Source organism: Rhodobacteraceae bacterium S2214, assembly GCA_025141675.1.
Lineage (GTDB): Bacteria > Pseudomonadota > Alphaproteobacteria > Rhodobacterales > Rhodobacteraceae > Yoonia.
In genome coordinates this window covers 3207194-3232254 of record CP081161.1, presented here as the reverse complement: position 1 = coordinate 3232254, position 25061 = coordinate 3207194, and the positions used below count along the sequence as shown (strand labels likewise).

The 25061-nt window shown below is 56.1% G+C and carries 23 protein-coding genes; 12 read left to right on the top strand and 11 right to left on the bottom strand.

Annotation, left to right across the window (positions count from 1 at the left end):
* Positions 1-3: 3 nt before the first annotated feature.
* From K3729_15980 to K3729_15960, 5 genes are all read left to right on the top strand, one after another.
* A complete protein-coding gene (locus tag K3729_15980; GenBank protein ID UWQ98893.1) occupies positions 4-1308 on the top strand; it encodes a thymidine phosphorylase in 1305 nt (434 codons plus the stop codon).
* The gene (locus K3729_15975; protein ID UWQ98892.1) at positions 1305-2492 is read left to right on the top strand and encodes a phosphopentomutase; all 1188 of its coding nucleotides are present in this window, start codon (positions 1305-1307) and stop codon (positions 2490-2492) included. Before K3729_15980 ends, K3729_15975 begins: the two co-directional genes overlap by 4 nt.
* On the top strand, positions 2489-3484 hold the full coding sequence (locus K3729_15970) for an adenosine deaminase (protein ID UWQ98891.1): 996 nt from the start codon (positions 2489-2491) through the stop codon (positions 3482-3484). The genes K3729_15975 and K3729_15970 overlap by 4 nt, the downstream gene beginning before the upstream one ends.
* Complete coding sequence (upp, locus tag K3729_15965) at positions 3477-4112, top strand: uracil phosphoribosyltransferase (GenBank protein UWQ98890.1); 636 nt, start codon at positions 3477-3479, stop codon at positions 4110-4112. The genes K3729_15970 and upp overlap by 8 nt, the downstream gene beginning before the upstream one ends.
* Before the next feature lie 85 nt (positions 4113-4197).
* On the top strand, positions 4198-5835 hold the full coding sequence (locus K3729_15960) for an SPOR domain-containing protein (GenBank protein UWQ98889.1): 1638 nt from the start codon (positions 4198-4200) through the stop codon (positions 5833-5835).
* Positions 5836-5907: 72 nt separating this feature from the next.
* Here K3729_15960 and K3729_15955 read toward each other — a convergent pair whose 3' ends face one another.
* Together K3729_15955 and K3729_15950 are read right to left on the bottom strand one after the other, a co-directional pair.
* Positions 5908-6909: a hypothetical protein gene (locus K3729_15955; protein ID UWQ98888.1), complete on the bottom strand. Its 1002-nt coding sequence runs from the start codon at positions 6907-6909 to the stop codon at positions 5908-5910.
* A 100-nt stretch (positions 6910-7009) separates the two neighbouring features.
* Complete coding sequence (locus K3729_15950; GenBank protein UWQ98887.1) at positions 7010-8629, bottom strand: AMP-binding protein; 1620 nt, start codon at positions 8627-8629, stop codon at positions 7010-7012.
* Between the two features lie 88 nt (positions 8630-8717).
* Here K3729_15950 and K3729_15945 point away from each other — a divergent pair, with 88 nt between their 5' ends.
* The 4 genes from K3729_15945 to K3729_15930 all read left to right on the top strand — a co-directional run bounded on the left by K3729_15945 (position 8718) and on the right by K3729_15930 (position 12332).
* Positions 8718-9641: a DMT family transporter gene (locus K3729_15945; protein ID UWQ98886.1), complete on the top strand. Its 924-nt coding sequence runs from the start codon at positions 8718-8720 to the stop codon at positions 9639-9641.
* Positions 9638-10279 (top strand): sulfotransferase family protein, encoded by a 642-nt coding sequence (locus K3729_15940; protein UWQ98885.1) that lies wholly within the window; start codon positions 9638-9640, stop codon positions 10277-10279. Before K3729_15945 ends, K3729_15940 begins: the two co-directional genes overlap by 4 nt.
* A 213-nt stretch (positions 10280-10492) precedes the next feature.
* Positions 10493-11146 carry a Hint domain-containing protein gene (locus K3729_15935; GenBank protein UWQ98884.1) on the top strand — a complete coding sequence of 218 codons (654 nt, stop codon included), beginning with the start codon at positions 10493-10495 and terminating at the stop codon, positions 11144-11146.
* Between the two features lie 43 nt (positions 11147-11189).
* Complete coding sequence (locus K3729_15930) at positions 11190-12332, top strand: ATP-grasp domain-containing protein (GenBank protein ID UWQ98883.1); 1143 nt, start codon at positions 11190-11192, stop codon at positions 12330-12332.
* On the opposite strand, the gene K3729_15925 is transcribed toward K3729_15930, so the two are convergent.
* The 6 genes from K3729_15925 to K3729_15900 are packed head-to-tail and all read right to left on the bottom strand — an operon-like array spanning position 12323 to position 18356.
* Positions 12323-13306: an aromatic ring-hydroxylating dioxygenase subunit alpha gene (locus K3729_15925; protein UWQ98882.1), complete on the bottom strand. Its 984-nt coding sequence runs from the start codon at positions 13304-13306 to the stop codon at positions 12323-12325. The genes K3729_15930 and K3729_15925 overlap by 10 nt on opposite strands.
* Entirely contained in the window at positions 13303-14391 is a 1089-nt protein-coding gene (locus K3729_15920) for a GNAT family N-acetyltransferase (protein ID UWQ98881.1), read from the bottom strand. Before K3729_15920 ends, K3729_15925 begins: the two co-directional genes overlap by 4 nt.
* Positions 14392-14393: 2 nt before the next feature.
* Complete coding sequence (locus K3729_15915; protein ID UWQ98880.1) at positions 14394-15635, bottom strand: CoF synthetase; 1242 nt, start codon at positions 15633-15635, stop codon at positions 14394-14396.
* Positions 15632-16438 carry an MBL fold metallo-hydrolase gene (locus K3729_15910; protein ID UWQ98879.1) on the bottom strand — a complete coding sequence of 269 codons (807 nt, stop codon included), beginning with the start codon at positions 16436-16438 and terminating at the stop codon, positions 15632-15634. Before K3729_15910 ends, K3729_15915 begins: the two co-directional genes overlap by 4 nt.
* Positions 16435-17382, bottom strand: coding sequence for an NAD(P)-dependent oxidoreductase (locus K3729_15905; protein UWQ98878.1), 948 nt, complete (start codon positions 17380-17382; stop codon positions 16435-16437). Before K3729_15905 ends, K3729_15910 begins: the two co-directional genes overlap by 4 nt.
* Entirely contained in the window at positions 17379-18356 is a 978-nt protein-coding gene (locus tag K3729_15900; GenBank protein UWQ98877.1) for a ketoacyl-ACP synthase III, read from the bottom strand. Before K3729_15900 ends, K3729_15905 begins: the two co-directional genes overlap by 4 nt.
* A gap of 157 nt (positions 18357-18513) precedes the next feature.
* Here K3729_15900 and K3729_15895 point away from each other — a divergent pair, with 157 nt between their 5' ends.
* Positions 18514-19425, top strand: coding sequence for a sugar kinase (locus tag K3729_15895; GenBank protein ID UWQ98876.1), 912 nt, complete (start codon positions 18514-18516; stop codon positions 19423-19425).
* A 28-nt stretch (positions 19426-19453) separates the two neighbouring features.
* Here K3729_15895 and K3729_15890 read toward each other — a convergent pair whose 3' ends face one another.
* Entirely contained in the window at positions 19454-20407 is a 954-nt protein-coding gene (locus K3729_15890; protein UWQ98875.1) for a 2-hydroxyacid dehydrogenase, read from the bottom strand.
* Between the two features lie 7 nt (positions 20408-20414).
* Positions 20415-22277 (bottom strand): dihydroxy-acid dehydratase family protein, encoded by a 1863-nt coding sequence (locus tag K3729_15885; protein UWQ98874.1) that lies wholly within the window; start codon positions 22275-22277, stop codon positions 20415-20417.
* A 67-nt stretch (positions 22278-22344) separates the two neighbouring features.
* Here K3729_15885 and K3729_15880 point away from each other — a divergent pair, with 67 nt between their 5' ends.
* Positions 22345-23223: an NAD(P)-dependent oxidoreductase gene (locus tag K3729_15880; protein ID UWQ98873.1), complete on the top strand. Its 879-nt coding sequence runs from the start codon at positions 22345-22347 to the stop codon at positions 23221-23223.
* Here the strand turns inward: K3729_15880 and K3729_15875 are convergent.
* Positions 23220-23861, bottom strand: coding sequence for a GntR family transcriptional regulator (locus K3729_15875; GenBank protein UWQ98872.1), 642 nt, complete (start codon positions 23859-23861; stop codon positions 23220-23222). The genes K3729_15880 and K3729_15875 overlap by 4 nt on opposite strands.
* Before the next feature lie 177 nt (positions 23862-24038).
* On the opposite strand from K3729_15875, the gene K3729_15870 reads away from it, so the two are divergent.
* Positions 24039-25061: a TRAP transporter substrate-binding protein gene (locus K3729_15870; protein UWQ98871.1), complete on the top strand. Its 1023-nt coding sequence runs from the start codon at positions 24039-24041 to the stop codon at positions 25059-25061.

The following is a 25061-nucleotide window of genomic DNA, read 5'->3' as shown; positions in this document are numbered from 1 at the left end:
GTTATGGATGCCCGTGCGATCATTGCGAAGGTGCGCCGCAAACAAACCCCTGCGCCAGAAGAACTTGCTTGGTTCACCAATGGTTTGGCGACTGGTGCGGTCAGCGATGCGCAGGCTGGTGCCTTTGCGATGGCGGTGTGCCTGAACGGCCTGTCTGATGCGGGGCGCGTGGCATTGACGACCGGTATGCGCGACAGTGGCGATGTGCTGGCGTGGGATCTGGACGGGCCTGTTCTGGATAAACATTCGACGGGTGGTGTTGGCGATTGTGTGTCGCTGATCCTTGCACCTGCATTGGCTGCATGTGGTGTCTACGTGCCGATGATTTCAGGGCGCGGGTTGGGCCACACTGGTGGCACGCTTGATAAGTTGGAGGCGATCCCCGGTTTGTCGACTTCGGTCGATGAGGCCAAGCTGCGCAAGATTGTCGGCCATGTTGGCTGCGCGATTGTTGGTGCAACAGGCAGCATCGCACCTGCTGACAAACGGCTTTACGCGATCCGCGATGTGACCGCGACGGTCGAAAGCATGGATTTGATCACAGCGTCGATCCTTGCCAAGAAATTGGCGGCGGGACTGGATGGGCTGGTGTTGGACGTGAAAGCGGGGTCCGGCGCATTTATGAAGACCCAAGGCGAAGCGGCTGCACTGGCCCGCGCGTTGGTTGGCACCGCGAATGGTGCAGGGTGCAAGACGGCGGCGATGGTCACGGATATGAACAGCCCGCTGGCACCAGCGCTGGGTAACGCGCTGGAAATCGCGGTTTGTATGGAAGTTTTGGGCGGTGACCGTGCCGCAGCACCGCGCCTTTATGATCTAAGTGTTGCGCTGGGCGCGCGCGTGTTGGCGTTGCATGGCGAAGAAGAAGCGAAGGCGAAGGCCCGACTGGAGCAAACGATCAGTTCTGGCGCTGCGATGACCCGATTTGCGGATATGGTTGCAGCGCTTGGCGGCCCACCTGATATGGCCGATGATTGGCACACGCATTTGCCGAAAGCCAAAGTTGTGCGTGATGTTGTTGCGCCTGATGCCGGGCATATTGCTGCGATCAATGGCGAAGCGTTAGGGCTTGCTGTTGTTGCATTGGGCGGCGGACGGCAGGTCGAGACAGATCAGATTAATCCGTCCGTCGGTTTTGCCAATATGGTCGGTGTGGGTGATGCGATTGCGGCGGGCCAGCCGCTTTGCACTGTTCATGCCGCAGATGACGACACCGCAGATGCCGCTGCCAATGCAGTGCGCGCCGCGATCACGATAGGCGAAACGCCTGCGCCCACGTCGTTGATCATCGAAAGGATTGATCCATGACCGATCAAGCCCGTGCCTTTGTCATTGTGATCGACAGTGTGGGGATTGGCGGCGCACCTGATGCGGATCAATATTTCAATGGCGATTTACCTGATACGGGCGCCAACACAGTCGCCCATATTGCGCAAAAGTGTGGGCTGCGTTTACCGACGCTTGACGCGCTGGGGCTTGGTGCGGCTGTGACGCTTGCATCTGGCGAGGTTCTTGATGGATTTACCACGTCGCCAACGGGCGCATGGGGCGCTGCGACAGAGATTTCGCGCGGGAAAGATACGCCTTCGGGCCATTGGGAGTTGGCGGGCGTCCCTGTGCCGTGGGATTGGCATACGTTTCCCAAAACAGAACCCACCTTTCCGGACGAATTAACCGTGATGATTTGCGAAGCTGCGGGGACGGGCGGCATTCTTGCCAACCGTCACGATAGCGGTACGGCAGTGATCGATGCGGAAGGCGCGCGTCATATGCAGACAGGATGGCCGATCTGCTATACGTCCGTGGATTCCGTGCTGCAAATTGCAGCGCATGAAGAAACGTTCGGGCGTGAGCGGCTGTTGAAGCTTTGCGCAGATATTGCGCCGACGCTGCACGCGATGAAGATTGGGCGGGTGATTGCGCGGCCTTTCATTGGTGATCCTGAAACGGGATTTGAACGCACCGCTTACCGCCGTGACTTTGCCATTGCGCCACCATCGCCCACGCTGTGCGATTATGTCCATGATGCTGGGCGTATGGTGCATGGTGTTGGAAAGATTGGCGATATTTTCTCAATGCGGGGCATTGATACCACCACAAAAGGCCGCGACGCGGACTTGATGGGTGATCTGAACAGGCTTGTGGATACGGCCGAGGCGGGGTCCATGACGTTTGCGAATTTCGTGGAATTTGACAGTGAATACGGCCATCGTCGGGATGTTGCGGGTTATGCCGCGCATCTGGAATGGTTTGATGCAGCACTTGCCGAAATTCTGCCGCGCCTGCGTGCCGATGATATGTTGATCGTGACCGCAGATCATGGCAATGACCCGACTTGGCCCGGAACGGACCACACGCGCGAACGGGTGCCTGTGTTGGTTCACGGGATCGGTGCCAAGCCTTTAGGGCAGATTGATTTTGTTGATGTGGCCGCCTCTGTTGCGGACCATCTGAACGTGCCCTACGCGGGCCAAGGAAAGAGTTTTTTATGACCTTTGCGACTATGCCAAAAGTGGAACTGCATTTGCACCACGAAGCGGCTGCACCACCGTCGTTTATTCGCCAGTTGGCACAGGAAAAGAAGATCGACGTGAGCGCGTCTTTCGATGACGACGGCAATTACAGCTTCCGTGACTTTGCGCATTTCATTCAGGTCTATGACGGGGCAACTGTTGCGCTGACAACGCCAGAAGATTTCCGGCGTCTGACCTATGTTGCGTTGGAAGAGACCGCAAAGTCAGGTGTGATCTACGCCGAAACCTTCCTTTCGCCCGATTTCTGCGGGAAATGCGATCTTGTCGCTTGGCGTGAATTTCTGGCCGCGATCAAAGAGGGGGCTGATGCCGCTGAAAAGGATTTTGGCATCGTGCATCGTGCGATTGTGACGTGCCTGCGCCACGAAGGCCCAGAGCAAGCCAAAAAGGCCGCGCATTGCGCCGCTGAAACCGCAAGCGATTATTTGACCGGATTTGGCATGGCTGGCGCAGAACAGGTCGGGCGGCCCGGCGATTATGCCTACAGTTTTGATATGGCACGCGAAGCCGGACTGCGGTTGACGTGCCACGCGGGTGAATGGGGCGGGCCGGACATGGTCGCGGACACCCTGCGCGATTTGAAGGTCGAACGGATCGGTCACGGAATTAACGCGATCCACGATGATGCGCTGGTTGATCAACTGGCGGAAGACGGTGTCGTTCTAGAGGTGTGCCCGGGATCGAACGTTGTTCTGAAAGCCGTTGAAAGCTGGGAAAGCCACCCGATTGCCAAACTGCGTGATCGCGGCGTGAAGGTGACTGTGTCCACCGATGATCCGCCGTTCTTCCACACGACAATGACTGAAGAATTCGAAAACCTGAACCGCGTTTTTGGCTGGGATCGCCCAGACTTTGATGCGCTGAATACGACTGCAATTGAAGCCGCTTTTTGTGACGACGCCACGCGCGCTGCGATTGTCAAACGCCTAGAGGATGCCAAAAATGACTGAACAACATCTCAACCATGTGACCCATCCGCTTGTGCAGCACAAACTGTCGCTGATGCGCCAGAAGGATACATCTACCGCTGTATTCCGCCAGCTTCTGCGAGAGATTTCACAGCTTTTGGCTTACGAGGTCACACGCGGTCTGCCGATGACGACAAAGCGGATTGATACCCCGCTTGAGCCAATGGATGCCCCTGTTCTAGACGGTAAGAAGCTGGCGCTGGTGTCGATCCTGCGGGCGGGGAACGGCCTTCTGGATGGTGTACTTGAACTGATCCCATCTGCCCGTGTTGGCTTTGTCGGGTTGTACCGTGACGAAGAAACGCTGGAGCCGGTGCAGTATTATTTCAAGGTTCCGACAGAGATGTCAGAGCGTCTGGTGATTGCGGTTGATCCGATGCTGGCGACCGGTAATTCGTCTGTGGCAGCGATTGATTTGCTCAAAAACGCAGGGGCCAAGAACATTCGTTTCCTGTGCTTGTTGGCGTCGCCAGAAGGCATTGCCCGCATGAAAGAAGCCCATCCTGATGTGCCAATCGTCACGGCAGCGGTCGATAGCCATTTGAATGAGCAGGGCTATATCGTGCCGGGTCTTGGTGATGCGGGCGACCGGATGTTTGGCACGAAGTAATCGCAGTACATTTGTAAACAGATTGTTTACAAAATAGGCCGATTGGGGCATCCTCACACAAAATATGGTGGGGAATACAACCAATATGGTACGGGCGGCATTCGGTTTTGTAAGTGTTGTGGCTTTGACGGCTGGGGCGACGTTGGCAGTGCAAGCGCAATCGCTTGCCACACCGGCCGAGTTTCCGCCGACATCTTACCGTGGAACCCAGTATGTCGATAGCGCTGGCTGCGCGTTTGTGCGCGCAGGCCAAGGCGTTCTTGTGAATTGGGTGCCGCGCGTTGACCGTCAGCGTAATCAGCTTTGCGGTTTTCAACCGACTCAGATTTCAGGTGCTTCCGGTCCGACGGCTGCTTCTGGCCCTATCATTACTTTCACGGACGTGCCTGAAGCCCGTGTTGTTACGGCCCCCGCACCTACGCCGGCGCCAGCACCCGTGGTTGCGCCACAACCCGCACCTGTTGTTGCAGCGGCTGTCCCTGCCCCGGTTGTAGAACCAGCAGCGCCCGCACCCCGCCGTGTGACTTTAGCTGAGGTGTGCGAGGGAAACTTTGGTATTCAGGCAGGTTTCGCGACGTCCAGTGGCGAACCCATTGATTGTGGCCCGGCACCGGTTGTTGCAGCAGCGGCACCAGCTCCCGAAGCCCCACTACCGCTTCCGGCCGCTTTGCAAGCGGCTGTTTCTGTCCCTGCGGTCGCGACCGTAACCGACGTACCACGGATCACATTGGCGCAAGCCTGTGATGGGCGTTCTGGTATACAGGCCGGATTTATCAGTGGATCAACCGGCGAACCTATTGATTGTGGTCCCGCGCCAGAGGTGATTGCCGCATCCGTTCCTGCCGCAGTCGCCGCGCCTGAACCGCGCCGCGTGACATTGGCAGAAATTTGCGCGGAAATCGCCGCGACTGGCCGTCGGTTTACAGACTTCGCGACGGGCCAACCTGTTGCATGCCCAGCAGCGCCTGCTCCTTTGCCCGCGCCAACTGTCGTCGCGGCTGTTGCCACGAATGCTGGCCCCGCTTCCCCGTCTGCACCAATGATGGCGCTGGCACCGCGTGCACCAGCGGCTCAAGCGCCTGCTGCGACGAGTGTTATCAGCACCGGCGCGTGTCCGGGTGTGACGGGCATCAGCGCCCAGTATCTTGTTGCGACGCCAGGCAACCCTGTACGTTGTGGGCCGCAAACGGAATCGCCATCCGGTACCGAATATAGCGCCCGTGCGACGGCACCATCGTCGCCATTTTCAGGGCCTGCAGTTCCCGCGTCTAATCCAACACCAGCCGCTGTGCGTGCTGCTGCACCGATCCGGCCACCTGCGGGTTACACCCGTGTTTGGAATGACGGACGGATCAACCCGAACCGCGGCGTTCGCCGCATCACGCGCGAACAAGCCATTGCAGAGGGGCTGATCGCAGCACCAGCGGCGGCTCCAACCGCGACTGTATCATCAAAAAGCGTGGCACCTGCCACAGTCCGCGCACCTACGGCGTCAGCGCATCGTTTTGTGCAGGTTGGCAGCTTTGGTGATCATGCAAATGCAAATCGCCTTGCCGGACAATTCCAAGCACGTGGCTGGCCTGTCACATTCGCGAACACGACACGCGGTGGCCAAGCGATCAAGATCGTGGTCTTGGGACCTTTCGCAGCCGCATCACAACTTCAGACTGGTCTACAAGCCGCGCGCGCCGCAGGCTTTTCAGACGCGTTTACCCGGAACTAATCGGTTCTCCCGGGAAAGGGCCTCGCACGTTATCGCGGGGTCTTTTCTTGCGCGGGTGTCGGATTGGGCTGTTTAGCTGGCGCAGATGCCTTGCAAACGGACCCATTCGCTATCTGTCAGGATCGGCCCTGTGTCCCCGTCTGTGATTTCGCCCAACTGGGCCCCGTCAGGATCACGAATAGCGGCATAAGGGGCCAACGGTATGTCCGCCGCATCAAAAGCCGTGCGAAGGTCGTCGGGTTTGGCTGGTGTGACGTCTAGCGCTTGGACCGACTTGGCGTAGTTTGACAGGACGTCACCGGGGATATCGCCTGTGGTGAAAAGCTGCACAGTTGTATTCAGTCCCGCATCCGTCAAAACGTCACCGAGTGGATCGTGACTATCGCGGCCAGCAATCGCAGCAACGATAAAGCCGGACGCAATAGCCGGATCGTCAAGTTGTTCGATCAAGGCGCGGTCGATCAAGACGATGTTGCCGGGCAAGACTGTCGCCCCTTGCGGGAGTGTTTGCACGACAACGATCTGGCCTTTCGCATCACGTCCCATGAGCCGTGTTTTCAGCTTTGCGAGAGGTGCCGCCCCTAAAGGATTGCGGCAGGTCGGTCCGGTGAGGCGTTGATAATGTCCCAAAATGGTGGCGCCGATTTCGTTGCGCTTTGAATCGGGGACCACTGAAAGCGTTTGGCGCATGAATGCCCCAGGCCCCCAAAGGGCAGCGGCGCCTATGATCGCTGCAAGAATGCCCAATGTGACGAACCCGCGCAGGCGTGGTGCACTGGGGGCGGATTTAAGCAAAGCCTTGCGGATCGTTTCAATGGCGTCGACCATCAGGTCGTCTTCAATTTCAAGGGTTTCTTCGGCGTCGGGCGCTGGCGCAAATAGGGCAGGTCGCACACCGGGGTTGCGCCGCATCACGGCGGGCAGGGACCAATGTGTGACAGGTTGTTCGGTGCTGTCGTGCAGTACCAGCGTGGCTTTGCCAAAGGAAACAGTCACCTCAATAGGATCCGACGTTGCGGTTTCACGCCACACGCCGCCGCTTTCCAGCCGCTCAAATTGGGTCAGTGCCGTCATATGCCTGTTTCACTCTTTTCAATAGTTTAGCGCGCTGGGACGACGTTGAATAGATGCGCCTGCCGCTGATGTTGAAATGAGTTGTGGTGGGCAGATGAAATCAGAACGTTTTTGCCAATTTGCGCAGTTCAAACTTCTGAATTTTGCCGGTCGACGTTTTGGGGAGGTCTTGGAAGACGACCTTTTTGGGCGTTTTGAAACCGGCAAGCCGTTCGCGGGTGAACGCGATGATGGTTGCTTCGTCTGCCGTCGCCCCGTCTTTAAGTTCGATGAAGGCGCAGGGCACTTCGCCCCATTTATCATCCGGTTTGGCCACGACGGCACATAGGTTCACAGCCGGATGGTGCATCAGCGCTGCCTCGACTTCGACGGACGAGATGTTTTCCCCACCGGAAATGATGATGTCCTTGGCCCGATCCGAGATTTGGATGTAGCCGTTGGGGTGTTGGATCGCGAGATCTTCGGAATGGAAATAGCCGCCAGCAAAGGCTTTGTCGGTCGCTTCTGGATTTTTGTAATACCCTTTCATAACCGCGTTCCCGCGGATGACGATTTCGCCCTGCGTAGCCCCGTCCATCGTCACTTGGGTCATGTTTTCATCAACCACAGTGATGTCGTCCATCATCGGGAAAGCCACGCCTTGCTGGGCCTTGATCGCTGATTGTTCATCCGCAGGCAGGTCATCCCACATGTCGTTCCATACACATTCGGTGACGTGGCCATAGGTTTCGGTCAGCCCGTAAACCTGCGTGACATTGAAGCCAAGCTTGCCAATCGCGGCCAGCGTTGCAGGGGCGGGTGGGGCGCCTGCGGTGTAAACCTCTACGGTGTGGTCAAAGTCGCGGCGGGTGGCTGCGTTCACGATTAAGTTCAGGACAATCGGAGCGCCCCCGAAGTGCGTGACGCCGTGATCGGCAATGGCATCATAAATCGCCGCTGCCGTAATATCGCGACAGCAAACGACCGTCCCGCCAAGTGCTGGCATCATCCACGTGTGGTTCCAGCCGTTGCAGTGAAATAGCGGTACAATCTGCAGGTAGATCGGAAACAGCGGCAATTGCCACGAGATCGGCGTGCCCATCGTCATCAGGTATGCGCCGCGATGGTGATACACGACGCCTTTGGGACGGCCTGTTGTGCCGGACGTATAATTCAGCGCGAGGCTTTCCCATTCGTCTTCGGGCATGGTCCACGTGAAATCTGCATCACCGGTTGCCAAAAAGTCTTCGTAATCTTGCTGTTTGCCGATGCCGGGCACACCTGCAACGGGATCGGGGACTTCGATGATCAAAGGGGCTGGGCCGTCCATGAGTGCCACGGCATTCATGCACATGGGTAGAAACTGGCTATCACAGATCACAACGGACGCTTCGCCGTGATCGAAGATGTAGGCGACCGTGTCCACATCAAGGCGCGTGTTGATGGTATTCAAAACAGCACCACATGCCGGCACGGCAAAGGCGGCTTCGGATTGCGCAGGAATATTTGGCAGGATCGTCGCCACCACGTCACCGGGTTTGATGCCGGATTTCACCAGAGCGGACGCCAAGCGGGTCACGCGGGTGTAGTAGTCCGTATAGGTCAGTCGCGTGTCGCCGTAGATCAAAGCGGTCCGATCCGCGAAGACGGACGCCGCTCGTATCAAATGGGACAAAGGTGTGAGCGGCACATGATTGGCCGCACATTTGTCCAAGCCGGTTTCGTCTTTCATCCACGCCATGACGCACACCTCCCAAATGTTGTCCGAATTAGACTAGTCAGGGATTATCGAAAACGACAAGGTCAAAGAACGAAATAAGGAGACCGAATTGGGCGCATCAGACCAAAACCCGAGGCTTGCAGTTCTTTGCACGCTGAGCGCCATGGCGTTGTTCGGATTGATCGACAATTTCATGCGCTTAGCCGCTGAAACCGGCGGTTTGTGGCAGTTCCATTTTTTGCGGTCTTTGATCGCATTGGGGATTCTAGGCGTTTTTGCGGCCTCCATGAAAATCGGACTGCGCCCGAAGCGTCCAGTCTTGGTTCTAGGGCGGACTTTTTTTGCGACCGTCGCCATGTTGATCTATTTCGGCTGTCTGGGGATCATGCCGATTGCGCAGGCCGTGGCAGGGTTATTCACCGCGCCTATATTTGTGGTCATTTTTTCGGTTCTGTTCTTCGGCGACACGGTTGGATTGCGACGCAGCGCGGCTGTGATCATCGGGTTTGTCGGTATCGTCCTGGTGCTGCGACCGGATATGCAAAGCCTGTCTTTGTGGACTTTCGCCCCCATGATCGCGGGTGCGTTTCACGCGATGGGGATCATTACAACGCGGCGGTGGTGTGACGGCGAAGGGACGCTTTCACTGCTTGCGATGTTCTTTGGCTTTATGTTGGTGATTGGTGGGGTTGGTATGATCCTGATCGGCCATTTCGTGACAGATGTCCCCGCGGGCGCCGACGGATTTGTGTTCCGTGGCTGGGTGCCTTTTGAGGGGACGTTTATGATCCTGACGCTGATACAAGGCGTCGGATCGTTGATCGGGGTCGGCCTGATCATCAAGTCATATCAGTTAGGCGAAGCCAGCTATGTGGCCGTCTTTGAAAACAGCATGATCGTATTTGCGACGCTTTGGGCGATCGCCTTGTGGGGCGAGGTGCCGGACGGTGTGGGGGCAATCGGACTTCTGCTGATCGTGGCGTCCGGCATCATCATTTCGCTGCGCACAGGACAAGCCGAAGCTGTCGCATGATCATTTCAAAAGGCCGTCAGTATATCTTTGTGCATATCCCCAAAACGGGGGGAACATCACTGGCTTTAGCGTTAGAAGATCGGGCGATGAAGGATGACATCCTGATTGGTGACACGCCCAAGGCAAAACGTCGCAAAGGACGGTTGAAAGACCTGACGCCTGCGGGGCGGCTTTGGAAACACAGTACGCTGGCCGACGTCGCGGGTGTTGTTGATCCGTCGGAATTTTTCGTCTTCACGATTGTGCGTAACCCTTGGGACAGGGCGGTCAGCTATTACCATTGGCTGCAATCGCAACGTTTTCAGCACCCTGCGGTGGGATTGGCGCAAAGCCTGACATTCAGCGAATTCATCAATCACAAGGCGATTATGGCAGGATTCCAATCTCAGCCATATCGGTCCTATGTCACCGACACGGATGGCGTTTTGCGCTGCAATCTATTTGCACGGCTTGAAGCCTTGGAAGATGATCTACGGCCGCTTTGGGATCACCTGGGCTTTGTTTGTAACGTGAATCGCGTCAATGCGTCCGACCGTGAACGTGACTGGCGACACTATTATAACGACGCTGATGCACAGATTATTGCAACGGTGTGTGCCGATGATATCGCCAATTTCGGATATGAATTTGAGCGTTAGGGTTGTGCGGGTTGCCGTTGGGATCGAAATTTGTTTCGGGTTTGTGACGAATGACACCCATAAAGGTTAATTCCCCATCAACCACGCAACAAAGACGCAAACTTGCCCTTTTTCCAACGCACGATCGTCTTGAGAATCGTCGCCTACTGGTTGTGCAAGCGGCGAGAACTGAAACCAATTCGGTCGGTGCCACGGGAAAAGGGGATTGTGCCAATGTTTGAATTTAAAAAGGACATTTGGGGCCGCAGTACGGTAGCCGAGGCTGGCTTATTGGCTGACGCGACGTTGGCAGAATTGGCGACCGGGCTTGTCGCCGGCACACAGGTCGCAACGCAATTCGGGTGGCGCGATGTCGCGGCTGTTGCTGTTGGTGATCTGGTTTTGACATTCGACGGGGGCATGCAAACAGTTGCTGCCGTGCACCGTCAGATACTGGTCACTGGCGGTGAATTGGCCCCTGCAGATACGTGGCCGCTGTTTGTTCCTGCCGAAGCGTTGGGCAACCGTGACGACATGATCTTGATGCCGACCCAATCGGTCATGATCGAAGCGGACGCGGCAGAAGAAGTGTTTGGCGATCCGTTCGCGATGATCCCGGCACTTGCATTGGAAGGATTTCGCGGGATCGTACGCGTGCCGCCGGCGGAGCAGATCGAGTTGATCACATTGGCGTTCGCACAAGACGAAATCATCTTTGCCAACACCGGCGCGTTGATGTTCTGCCCGAAATCCAACGACATTTTTGACGCTGGATTGTCCGTCTATAGCACGTTGTCGCTAGAAGCAGCGCGTGCATTGGTGGCGGTCATGGAGCTTGACGGTTTGGGCGAGATTGCAATGCAAACGCCGTATCAAGTCGCGGCGTAAGAAACTTACAGAACAGACAGATGTTTTCGGCTAAACTGGCCGAATGACTGCGAAAACTATCCTCATTACGGGCGCGCGCGCGCCAGTTGCGCTGCATCTTGCGCGGTTGTTTCATTTTGCGGGACACCGCGTTCATCTTGCTTGTAGCATCCCGTCGCCGATGGCCGCCTCCAGTGTTGCTTGCACGCAGTTCCACCTTTTGCCGTCACCACGCAGCGCGCATTCTGCGTTTCGTTCGGCAATTCAACGGATTGCGACTGATCACAACGTCGATCTTATTATCCCGACTTGTGAAGAGGTCTTTTACCTTTCGATGATAAAAGCCGACCTCAAGGTACCAATTTGGTGCCCTGATTTGGCTGGTCTCGCGCGAGTTCATGACAAGTACGCCTTTATTGAAACAGTGAAGGAGTTGGGCTTGCCCGCGCCCGAAACAGCGCTGCTGAAGTCGAAGGCTGATCGAGATGCGCAGCCTGAAAGCGTCGTGTTTAAACCGCAGTGGTCACGCTTTGCATCGGAAGTCATGATCAAACCGACCGCCCGGCAACGTGCCACATTGGCCCCTACGGCGGCATCGCCATGGGTCGCGCAGGCGTTTGTCGATGGTGTTGAAATGAGCACCTATGCCATTGCGAGAGATGGTAAAATGTTAGGGTTGGCGCAGTACCAATCGTTGTATCGCGCGGGCAAAGGTGCGGGCATTTGTTTTGCGCCTATTCATGACGATCAGATCACGGACTTTGTAACCCGTTTCGTTGCTGGTACAGGTTGGACCGGACAGATTTCATTCGATTTCATCGGGCAGGCGGATGGTACGATCATGCCGCTCGAATGCAATCCGCGGGCCACAAGTGGCGTGCATTTTTTCCGTGATCCAGCGGCCTTTGGAGCCGCAGTTTGCGATGCGGGACCAGCAATTGTGCCTGATGTATCGCAAACCCAAGCCGTGAAACTGGCGATGTGGGTTTATGGGCTGCCCAAGGCGATCAGGACAGGACGGATTCGAGAATTCTGGCGCACGTATCGGACCGCCCAAGACCCTTTGGATTGGCCCACTGACCCGCGTCCAAAGGGGCAGCAATTGAATGCCTTGGTGGAAATCGGAAAAATTGCACTGCGCGATCGCGTCAACCTTCAGTCCGCATCAACCCGAGATATTGAATGGAATGGACCGGATCAAAGCTGAATTTGATGGGTTCTTGGGGTTTCAGCGCAGTCCGGCAAACGGCCTGACATAATGGCGGCGATATCGTTGCGTAGGAAATCCAATGGCCCTACGACGGGTTTGGCATCGGGCGACAAAGCTGCGTTGCGACTGGCGGACGACAGCACCCGACGATCCTGATGCAGCGCAAGTTTGAACATCGGTTTAAACGCCAATGCCTTTATTTGTGCGCCGATGCCTGTGTTTGGCCCGATCAACCACCCGATCCCTTCGACGTGATCCGGTGATGCTTGGCGAAGATGAAAGGTCGTCGCAAGGGTCAGACCATCAGGGCCCCAGTATTCCAATTCCGCGATGCCCGGTGCCCGAAACCGTCCTATCGTTTTTGTGCGCGTCCCTTCCAATGTGCGACTGACGAAACCCTGCTGTTTGTCTTCACCTGTATAGCAGGCCTCGACCCAGCCATCGCCGCCGGTGACGGTCACGTCGACCAACACTCGTTTTGAACTGAGCCCCCGCAGCAATCCCTTGTGGGTGAAATGCGTGTGGGTCGCGTCGAGGATGTTTTCGGCGGCATCGATGACGGTGGATTGTGTGTCTGATCGGACCATGCGCGTGATCACGTCCTGCCCGGCGGCACAATGTGTGTATGGGGTTGCCGACTGCGGGCTGTGACTGATGAAAACAGCCCCTTCTTTTTCGCACACTTGCCACGTTTTCACGCGGGCTTTCGGCAGATCACCAGCGTAACCGGGGACGGCTGTGCATTGCCCCGAACCGCCAAAACGCCAACCATGGTAAGGGCATTCGATCTCTCCGTCGACCACCCGGCCGTTCGATAGTTCGACCAAGCGATGCGGACATCTGTCGGTCAGCGCGGTGAGACCGTCCGTCGCGCGGAACAAGACAATTGGGGCACCGTCCAGCATCACGCGCAAGGGTTTACTGGTTATGTCTTTTGAAAGAGCGACGGCCTGCCAAGGGTCTGTTGTCATAGTGAAAACCTTTTCAATAGCGGAACGCCGATGCGGGTCAGAACCTGTTCCATCACCCGCACGGCGAGACGTTGTTTGCGCGGCAGGTGATCGACGTAAACGGCGGTGTATTCGACGGTCGGCTTTGCCCTACGCAGGCGTTTGAAAGATGCGGCACCCGCGCTCATGTGAAAGAACAGCCCGTTTTCGATGGCGTGCTTCTGGGCCAAACCCATCACCATCCGATACAACCCCTCGGACTGCGGACGATTGGTATCGTATCCCACAATCGGTTGGGTCAGGGTGCCCGCGTTTTCGAACAATCCCGTAACACCAACCAGCGTTCCACTCTCGTCCCGCAGCCCCATCAACGTGAATAGCCCACGCTGGTGCATTTCGCGAATGTAGGTCGCCGTGTACTGCGGATTCAGCGGCGTGTATTTTTCGAGATAAAGCTGGGCATAAAGTCGTTCGGCGATCACGTAATCCGCGTCGGAGAATGCGTCGTAATTGACGATTTGCAGCGGGGTGTTCCGTAGAAGGCGGCGGTCATGTTTCATGTTGTTCGACAAACTGCGGTCATCAAGGCTGGCCGCGATGTAGACCATCCGTGCGGGCAGCATGCGAAAGCCGCTTTGACGCAGTTGATCGATGGTTGTCGGATCAGCGATGTCATTGAGCGATCTGATGATTATCGCGCGGTCGGGATACATTTCTAGCAGTCGGTCCCGCAGGTCCGCAGCATTTGATATAGCGGGCATCGGGTTGGTCGAAAGCAGCCAGTTGTTCACCTGTACCTGACGATCCAGACCCGCGGCTTGTACAATGGGCCCACAGGCTTTGATTAGACCTTCAATCAGGCGGCGGAGCATGTGCCGCCTGACGAAATGGCGCGTTTCATCAATGGCGTAGTCAATGTAAGCCGTCGAAGGGCAGCAGATATAACAGGTTTTATCGGCGCCTCCGTCGTTCAGTGTTAATGGCAACGTCGCCCCATCCACATTGATCGAATGCACTGTCGTTTGAAGGTTCGCGATGAGCGCGTTAACCGGAAAAGCATTGAATAATGCCGCAAAGTTTTGGGCACTGTTTGTGGAGGCTGGCATCGCTATCCGGTCCAATCTTTGCGAACCCGACGCAGTTTTTGGTCGGTTGCTAAGGTCAGATCCGCGTGCTGCAAAATTACGTTCACGCAAAGCCCGCGCGCATCGAACAGGGAACGCAGGCCGTCGTACGCCCGCGCAGCGACATCGGGCGCAGATGACGTTGGTAATGTTAAAATCACCGTCGATTTACCACTTTGTACGACCCTGAAATCCGCAATGTCGGGGTGCGCCTGTACAACCGCGTCACGTATGACGTCGGGCGTCACAAAAGTCGCGCCAAAATCGAACGTGTCGTCTGTGCGCCCCACTACTTCTGATACAGCCGTTAACGGTGATCCGCAGGGGCAGAGGGTGGGTGAAAGGCGCAAGAGGTCATTCATCCGGTAGCGCGCCATGATTTGCGTTTCGCGTTGAAAACAGCTGACGATTGGGGACACCAGCCCGCCATTTACGGTTTCGAGTTCGAAGAACACGGACTCTTCGGCTACGTGCAGCGTGCCGTGCTTGCATGACGCGGCGAACAATCCTTCAGTAGCCATGTAAATCTGGCGCAGCGGGCCGCCAAATCGATCCGTGATGATTGTCTCATCTATTGGATCCAAGGTTTCGGCGGCGCTGAAAACACGCTTCGGCGACAGGGGGATATCGGCTTCCGCAAGATGGCGCAAAATACGTGGCGGGGCGACGATCACCGTTGGGTTGAACTGAGATAGCGCGTCGATCCAAGCCTCTACACCTTGTGTGATATCAAAGAACCGCAAATCTAAATACCGCGTACGGTTGGCGCTATCGTACAGGCTGGTGTTACGGGGCAGGATGATTGAGACCCTTTGCGGTTGCCACAACATGTCCGCCATCGTCTTGGCCAGAATAGTCCCAAGCCACCGGTATTGTTCCTGCTGGGAAATGACAAAAAGCCCGCGATTACCGGTCGTTCCGGTGCTGGCACCGACGATCATGTCGCCAATCTGGTCGCCAGACGACAAAGCCTGCCACGCGCTTTGTGCGGTTATACGGGGCACGTTGTACTGATCGAACGCACCCATCAGATCGGCCTTTTCGATGATCGGTAGCTCGTCCAGACGGCTCATAGGATCAGGGTAGGCGGCGACTTTCGGAACAGATTTTTGCAGCCAAGTTTTAAGGCGTCGTTTCTGCCACCGTTCAAAGTTCTCGCGGCTTTGGTGGGCGCGTGAATGCCAGCGCGTCGATGCAAATGCGCGTGCGGTTTCGGTAAGCATCATATGTCCCAAGCGGTTTGTTTGGGATCATGGCATAAGACGACTTCGCCGCCCGCGCAGGCGTATTGTCGGACGATATCTGCTGATGCAGCGGCTTTCCTTGTATCGGCAGTGGCGATGCTAGACGGGAAACCAGGCAAGCGGTCGTCGATGATCGCCGCGCTTAACCATTGGACATCGGTCGCATATAAAAATGGTCGTTCAAGTGTTGGGAAATAGATGCCGAAATGGCTGTGTGTATGGCCCGGCAGCGGGATCGCGATCATGCTATGATCACCCGCCAAGTCAAAACCGTCTGGTAGGGCGTTGCCGGCTTCAAATTTTGGCTGGGCTTTCATGTTGATCAAACGTTCCGCGAAATCGTCCGGCAACAGTTCTTTGAAAAAACCATGTCTGATGTTTGCGAAACGAGGTCCAGCCAAGACGCTTTGCGCCGCGTCTTGATCGACGTAGAAACGGGCATTGCGAAATCTGCGCAGTCCAGAGATGTGATCGGCGTGAAAATGGGTGATGATGACGTGTTTGATATCGTCTGCCATCAATCCGAACTTTTGAAGCGTCGAATCGATCTGGCCATCTGGCAAAAGTCGGGGCCGAAACAGCATGCCATATAGGCGGAGTGGCCAAGATCGCGGACCTTGGGTGGTCTCCGGTGTATACCCTGTGTCGATCAGCGTGGGGCCCAATTTTGAATAAATAACAATACCGTAGCGGACGCGCAGGGGTAATTTGTGCCACCTCCCTTTGCGCAAGATCAAGCGTTCAAGCGTCGGCATGGTTGCGCTATTTGCAAATGCGACTTTCATGGGAAAAACGTCCGTTCCAGCCCTTCAGCGAAGTTCACTTTGGGGGACCAGTTCAACTGATCACGCGCCTTCTGTATGGACAGTCCCTGCTTGTAAGCGAACAGCCCTAGCGCATATCGCGTGATGATGGGTTCACGTCTGAGCGGGTCAATTCGCGCAAGGTTTTCAAGCGCAGCGGCAAAGCCCATCACCAGTTTTAGCGGCTGTTTGCGCCATGCAACTGAGACACCTGCATTACCCGCTGCCGCGTTGACGATGTCTTGGATCAGAAGGGGTTCGCCCCCCGATATATTGAAGATGCCCGTCACTTTTGGGGCGTCCAGCGCCGCCAACACGCTGCTTACGACGTCATCGACATGCGTCAGATCGATTTCGGCGGTCCCATCGCCGAAAATCGGTAAAGGGCGCCGCGTCGCGACACGCAAAAGGCGGGGTAGCAGAGCCGTATCGCCTTTGCCGTAAATGCCCCTTGGTCGCAAAACGATGGGGGATAGGTTGCCTGCGCCCAGCACAATGTCTTCCGATTGGTGTTTGGTCTTGGCATAGGCGTTCACGGGGCGGGGTAGTGGGCTGTCTTCGGTGACGTTCAGTTGATCTTTGGGCGTGAAGTACACCGACGATGTCGAGACGTGGACGAAACGGCTGACGTTTTGCCGTTTCGCGAATGTGACAAGGTTTTGTGTGGCCACGACGTTCGCATTCATAAAATCCGCATACCGCCCGAATGGCGCAGACAGCGCGGCACAATGCACGATTTGGTTAATTTCACCTAGATCTGGCCAGCTTTCGATAGGCGTTGAAAGATTAACAGCAGTGAAGCCGCGATCCGCGCATTTCTGCAGGTTGCGACCGGTGCCGACGACGTCTTTACCCGCATCGCGCAGGGCTGCGACGACCGCACCACCCAGAAAACCTGTAGCGCCCGTGACCAGCGTTTTCGTCATTCCGAAACCTCCATCGCGAGACCGCCGAAAGACACGCCTGCGGACGTCCCAAGCATGAGCAATTTTGTACCGTCTTTGATCCGATTATTCCGCCGCGCATGGTCCAATGTGATCGGCAAAGAAGCCGCGATTTGGTTCCCGACGGTCGCGGATACGTCGACGACTTTTTCGCGTGGGACACCAAGTTGGCGGATCATATGGCGCAACGCATGGGGGCTTGCCTGATGGGGGACGATGACATCAACCTCATCAATTTTCCAGCCAGCGCGCATCAGTAATTCATCAACAAAATCAGTGAAGTGCGCAGCGCTTAACCGGAATAGAGCCTTGCCATCCATTTGGAAACGGGCGTTGTTGTCGAACCCGACGGGGTCGTTGTGGTAGTCAAATCGTGTCCCGCCCGCCCCTAATTGACAGGCGTTATAGGCAGATGGATATGTACGCATGACGGCTGTGTAAGGTGTTTCCCCTTTGGTGATCACAGCTGCACCTGCGCCATCACCAAAGAGCGCGGCTGTTTCCGGTGCTGTCGACCAAGGCAGTGCGCGGGATGCGATTTCTGAGGCGACAACCAAGACTGTGTTCGCCCTACCCAATGCAATCAATCCGGCAGCCATGTCGATCCCCGTGAGGAAACTGAGACAGGTGCTGTTGACGTCAAACGCACTGGCTGCGCCGTCTACGATCCCCAAGCGCTGCATGATTAACGGGGCGGTCGCTGGTAGACTTTGATAGGGGACAGCGCAGCCCGAAATTACTGTGTCGATATCGGAAATGGCTAATCCAGCATTTTTCAGCGCCGCAAGGCCGGCAGTCTTTGCAAGGTCGATTTGTGTCTCCTGATCAACGACATAGCGTTGATCGACACCTGTCACCTCTGCAAGTGATCCGTCGTATCCGTGGATGAGACCAAGGCTGGACGACGTGACACAATTTTTGGGCAGCGCAGCGCCAGTCCCTGCAATCTTAATCATTCGCGTGCCTCCAGTCCGTCTTGGACGTGGTTAATACATAGGCATGGATCTGTTCGTGATAAAGGTAAGGAACTCCATAGCGTTGATCTTGCCGTCAGGGCGGAACGTTGCTAGGGAAGGTCAATCTGGTATACTAGTACGCGAAAAGGGGAAGCACATGATCACCAAGGCAAAACGTATCGTGTCCATCGGGGAATGCATGGTCGAAATGGCACCCACTGGGACGCCTGATCATTTTGGTGCGTCATTCGCGGGGGATACGTTCAACACTGCTTGGTATCTTGCAGAGCTACAACCCAGCTGGGATGTCGATTTTGTAACGTGTATTGGGACCGACACAATGTCCGACAAGATGGCGGACTTCACCCAAGCGGCTGGCATCGGCACCGAACATATCGGGCGTCTGACCACGCACACGATGGGTCTTTACATGATCCATTTGGAAGACGGTGAACGTAGTTTTGCGTATTGGCGCGGGCAAGCCGCGGCCCGCGAAATGATGCGGCAGGACGGGCTTGTTGCGGGTGCTGTGGCTGGCGCGAATGTTGTCTATCTCTCTGGGATTTCTATCGCAATTCTGGATGATGCCGGACGTGCGGCACTCCGTGAAACCTTGATCATCGCCCGTGAAAGTGGGGCTACGATAGCGTTTGATCCGAACCTGCGTCTGCGGCTTTGGCCTGATGTGGCGACGATGTGCGCGGCTGTCATGGATTTCGCTAGCGTCAGTGACATCGTTTTCCCATCACACGATGAAGAAGCGTTATTCTTTGGTGATGCCGATATTGCAGCGACCCAAGCGCGGTATCAAGGTGCGGGCTGCACCACGATTATCGTGAAGAACGGCGGTGGTGAAATTAGTTACTTGTCCGGCGATGAAAGCGGCAGTTTCGCCCCACAGATGGCTGACAAAGTCCGCGATACGACTGCGGCTGGCGACAGCTTTAACGCCGGATTTCTTGGCACTGAAGGGAACGTCAAAGACCAGATCGCGGCAGGGTGTGCACTGGCGGGACGTGTCATTCAGGGCGCGGGGGCTTTGGTCGCAGGCGCTGTCGAAAAGGACTAGCGCCCGCGATTTATGCGCAAATGCACGGCTAAAGCAGCGATGCGCATTCCGGTACGGGGGAAATCACTGTACCATCTTTGCGGTGCTGCAACAGATTATCGACAGCCAATTGCGCCATCGCGGCACGCGTTTCAACTGTGGCTGATCCGATGTGCGGCGTCAAAACGACGTTGCGCATCTGGCGCAAGGCTTCGGGAATATGTGGTTCGTTTTCAAAGACATCCAGGCCCGCCATGCCCAGTTTTCCTGTCTCTAACGCATTGATCAGTGCCGCTTCATCGACAACGGAACCGCGCCCTACATTGATCAGGACGCCATCGGGACCCAAGGCTGCCATGACGTCGGCATTCACCAAATGATGCGTGCTGGCGCCGCCTGGTGCGATGGAAATCAGCACGTCTGCGTCGCGCGCCATCGCCGTCAAATCGTTGTAGTATGTGTAATCCACATCACGCTTTGTACGGGTGTGATACAGGATTTTTGAGTTGAACGGCGCGAGTTTCCGCGCGATTTCCATCCCGATCCGGCCTAAACCCAAAATCCCGATGGTCCGATTGTCGACGCTCCGCGAGAGCGGCAGATTACCTGTTTCCGCCCAACGGCCCGATACGGCATGATCAACCTCTCGCGTGAAATTCCGGTAGCATGCGATCAGAAGCATCAACGTTGTTGTTGCGACTTCGGCGTTCAGAACATTAGGCGTATGCGTAACGATGACGCCGCGTTTGACAGCGGCGTCGGTGTCGATCGCATCATAGCCCACACCGTTTGAACTAACCAATTTGAGGTCAGGCAGCCCTGCAAGGTATTCCGGTTTTATCCCGTAATGTCCGTCTGTTAGCGCATAGGCGATCCCCGCGCCGTTTTCGGCAAGCCACGCGACAGGATCGTCCATGTCATCCACGTGATGCACGGTAAATGCGGAGTCCAAAGCGGCGCGGATTGTGGGGTTCAGCGGGGCAATTGTGAAAAGGTCGGTCATCGTGGCCTCAATGGTTGTCGCGCGGCATATGTTTGCGCGCAATGTCTTGGTAATTCGACGCGTCGCGCAAGGTCATCCCGTCGGAGAGCGGTTCGACCATGTCGCGGAAGTACTGTTGCCACGGGGATTGTGACACTGGGATCGGGAAGCCGCCCGCAGCGATCAATCCTTCAAAGCGTGCTTGTAGGACGTCGTCGGACACCAGAATGTTTGCGGTGCAAGTTTTCAGATCGATGCGGATCGTATCGCCAGTTTGCAGTAACGCGAGCCCGCCGTTATCCGCAGCCTCTGGCGATGCATTCAGGATAGACGGGGAACCTGACGTGCCTGATTGCCGCCCGTCACCGATACACGGCAATGCTTCAACCCCTTGTTTCAAAAGGTAAGATGGGGCGCGCATGTTCACGACTTCGGCCCCGCCAGGATACCCCTTTGGACCAGCGCCGCGCATCACGAGGATACAGTTCTGGTCGATGCCTTCTGCCTCGTCATCGATCCGATGATGGTAGTCTTCTGGCCCGTCGAACACGATAGCGCGCCCTTCAAACGCGTCGGGGTCATCCGGGTTCGACAGATAAGTTTCGCGAAACGCGGGGCTGATCACACTGGTTTTCATGATCGCGCTGTCAAACAGATTGCCCTTGAGGTTGATGAATCCGGCCTCCTGCATCAACGGGTCTGCGACGGGTAAAATCACGTCATCGTTTATCGTCCGGCGTAGCGCGCAATTGTCGCCCATAGTCCTGCCATTCGCGGTTACTGCATCCGGATGCGGCAGCATTTCTGCCTGCATCAATTCGCCCACGACTGCCGGAACGCCGCCTGCGCGATGGAAATCTTCGCCAAGATATTTGCCTGCTGGCTGGAGATTCACGAGCAACGGAACGGCGTGGCCATGCGCCTGCCAATCGTCGTTGTTCAGATCGACGCCAAGGTGCTTGGCGATGCCATTCAAATGGATGGGCGCGTTGGTTGACCCGCCGAGCGCAGAGTTCACAACGATCGCGTTTTCAAAGGCTTGGCGCGTCATGATGTCAGTGGGGCGCAGGTCTTCCCAGACCATGTCGACAATGCGTTTTCCGGTCTCATAGCTAATCTGCCCGCGTTCGCGGTAAGGGGCAGGAATGGCGGCCGAGCCGGGCAATTGCATGCCCAATGCTTCAGCCAGAGAATTCATCGTCGTGGCCGTCCCCATCGTGTTGCAATAACCCACCGATGGGGCAGATGCGGCGGCAATTTCGATGAATTCGGCGTCGGTGATTTTGCCCGCCGCCAGCTTTTCGCGGGCCTTCCAAATGACGGTGCCGGACCCCGCGCGTTCACCTTCGTACCAGCCGTTCAACATCGGGCCGACGGACAATGCAATCGCTGGAATGTTGACCGTTGCAGCGGCCATAAGCAGGGCAGGCGTGGTTTTATCGCAGCCAATCGTTAACACGACGCCATCAACAGGATACCCGAACAGCGCCTCGACCAGACCAAGATATGCGAGGTTGCGATCAAGGTTCGCGGTCGGGCGTTTGCCGGTTTCTTGGATGGGGTGCACTGGCACCTCGAGCGGGACGCCGCCCGCTGCAATGATCCCGTCACGCGTACGTTTCGCCAGTTCGATATGGTGGCGATTGCATGGGCTAAGGTCGCTGCCGGTTTGTGCAATCGCGATGATTGGTTTGCCTGATTGCAGTTCTTCCCGGGTCAGGCCGTAGTTGAGGTAGCGTTCAAGGTAAAGCGCTGTCATTTCAGGGTTTTCAGGGTTGTTGAACCACTTTTGGGACCGCAGGTTTTCGGGGGTTATCTTTGGCACGGTAAGGTCCTTTGGTAGATGAACGACAGGCTGGGGTTTCTTGCAATCACGCGATCTTCGCCGCATGAATACCGAAAGCCTACGCAGGTTCGCGGCAGGTTTGCAACGCTACGACGAACCGAAAGGGTCCCGCATGACGCGCAAAATCACACTGCTTGGCACAGGCTTAATGGGCTATCCGATGGCCCGAAACATCGCGTTGGCCGGGTTCGATGTGACCGTCTGGAACCGCAGCCGCGCGAAAGCCGAAGGGTTAACCGCGCACGGCGTGAAGGTCGCGGACACGGTCGCCAATGCAGTCACGCACGCGGATGTTGTGATTTCGATGCTGTCGGACGGTCCGGCGGTCGAAAGCATTATTGCAGAGGCAAAATCAGCGTTGGAATCCGGTGCAATTTGGCTCGATATGTCGAGCACCAAACCGGAAGAGGCCCGCGCATTCGCGGACACCCTCGCGACGTCGGATGTTTCCTTTCTTGATGCGCCAGTATCAGGCGGATCGAAGGGTGCAGAGGCTGCGACGCTTGCGATTATGGCGGGGGGCGACGCTACTGTTTTTGAAAGCGCAAAAGCCGTGTTTGAAACCATGGGACGGCCGACGCTTGTCGGACCGACAGGCGCTGGGCAACTGGCGAAGCTGGCCAATCAAGCCATCGTGGCGGTGACCATCGGCGCCGTCGCCGAGGCAATGTTGTTGCTTGAACAGAATGGGGCAGACGCCACTGCGGTGCGTTCAGCGCTGAAAGGCGGCTTCGCGGATAGCACAATTTTGCAGCAGCATGGGGCGCGGATGACGAACCGCGATTTCGTTCCGGGGGGGCTGACCAAGCTGCAGCTAAAGGATCTCGATAACGTGCTAGCGGAGGCAGGATCGCTCAAACTGCCCGTTGTTCAGCATGTGCGCGACAGATTTCATCGTTATATGACCCAGATGGATGCAGGCGATCGTGATCATTCGGGATTGTTTGAAGAGTTGCTTGATCTCAATGGGTTGCCGTTAGGCAAACCCTAGACCGGTCTCGTGAAATTCCGTGACAAATGCTCGTGAATGCGACTGCGCGTGAGGGCTTCGTCCTTGGCAAGCACTGCATCTAGGATGCCTTGATGTTGGGTGACGTTTTCAGGAACGTATTCAAAATCGCGATCCTTCGCGATCATCTGTTGGCGGAAACGATGGTAAACGACGTCGTGCGCTTCTTTCAAAACGTCTGATCCGCAAGCTTCGATCAGAGTTTGATGAAAAGCCTGTTCTGCGCGGGTCCAAAGCGTCAGCAGGTCGGTATCAAATGGCCCACCGTTGATCCGGCTCTCGATATGGGACAGGCGATGGTGGGCGGCCATCAGTCGGGATTCCCAGTCGATGTCGCCGTGACGAATCGACAGCACCGCGCCTTCTGACTCGAGTAAAACGCGAAATTGTGTCAGATCGTGCTGCAAGCGGTCGGATTGTTCGGGGACCCGAAACCCGCGCTGTTCTTGAAAATTCACCAAACCGACGGTCGAAAGCCGAAACAGGATTTCACGCATGCTGGATGCAGAGATCGCGTATTCCTGTGCAAGGTCTGCAGACTTAAGGCGTTGATTTGGCGCAAATTCTCCGTTGACGATCCGATCTCGTACGGTATCAAAAATTGGTATTTCAATGGTCATGTCCGCAACTACATCCGAAAAAAATTTTGAGATTTTGAGATATTATCAAAATTATGGAAAAAGCAAGAATTTTGTTGTCGCAGCGTAAACCCGCCGTTAGCGTTAAACTTACCAAAATCAATGCCAGTCTCTGGGAGGAGCTGGGAAAAAGCTGATTTGGCCCTAGGGAGGACTAAAATGAAATTGATGACGAAACTGACGACGGCTGTTGCCGGTGTGGCAATGATGGCGTCTGCGGCCTACGCGGATGGGCACGCCTCAACTGTATTGCGTATTCAAACCCACTTTTCGCCTGAAACGCTGTCTGGCCAAATGGCTGCAGAATACATCGAAGACATCCAGACGATGTCCAACGGTGAGATCCAAATCGAAATGTTTTATTCCGGTTCTGTTGTGAAAGCGGCAGAAACGTTTGATGCGGCGGCCACAGGTATTCTTGATTGCGACATGACAGGTGGTGCTTACCAGACCGGTAAGAACCCAGCGTTCCAGTTCACTGGCGATTTGCTGGGTGGCTACACGAACCCGTATCAGCAGCTTGCTTGGATGCTGCACGCCGATGGCGCTTCGAAAATCAACGATCTGTACAACCAATACGACATGGAATTTGTCGGCTGGTGGATCCCTGGTCCTGAATCGCTTGCGTCGACTAAGCCAATTGCAGGCGTTGCCGACTTTGAAGGGTGGAAGTTCCGTTCACCACCAGGTTTGGCAACACTCGTGTTTGCCGAAATGGGTGCTTCCCCGATCGTGATGGATTTCAACGAAATCTTTACGGCGCTTGAAACAGGCATCATCGACGGTGCTGATGCGGCCAACCTGACGAACAACGTGGGCCTTGGTCTGTATGACATTGCAGAGCACACGAACTTCCCGGGTTTCCATTCGATGCCAGCCGACCACCTTGCTTGCCGCAAGGACATTTGGGACGCGATGCCAGAGCACCACAAGCGCATTATGACCGTTGCGATGGAAGCATTGGCGCTGAAGAACGCAACAGCAAACGAAGTGCAAAACGCACAGACCGCTGTTGATCTGCGTGCGAAGGGTGTGAACCTGTACGAATGGCCTGAAGCAGAGCTGGCACAGTACCGTGAAGCTGTGAAAGCTGGTTGGACAAGCTTTGCCACGACACCAGAGGCAGAAGCACTTTTGGAAAGCCATATTGCCTTCCTGACACAGATGGGTCTGTTGAAGTAA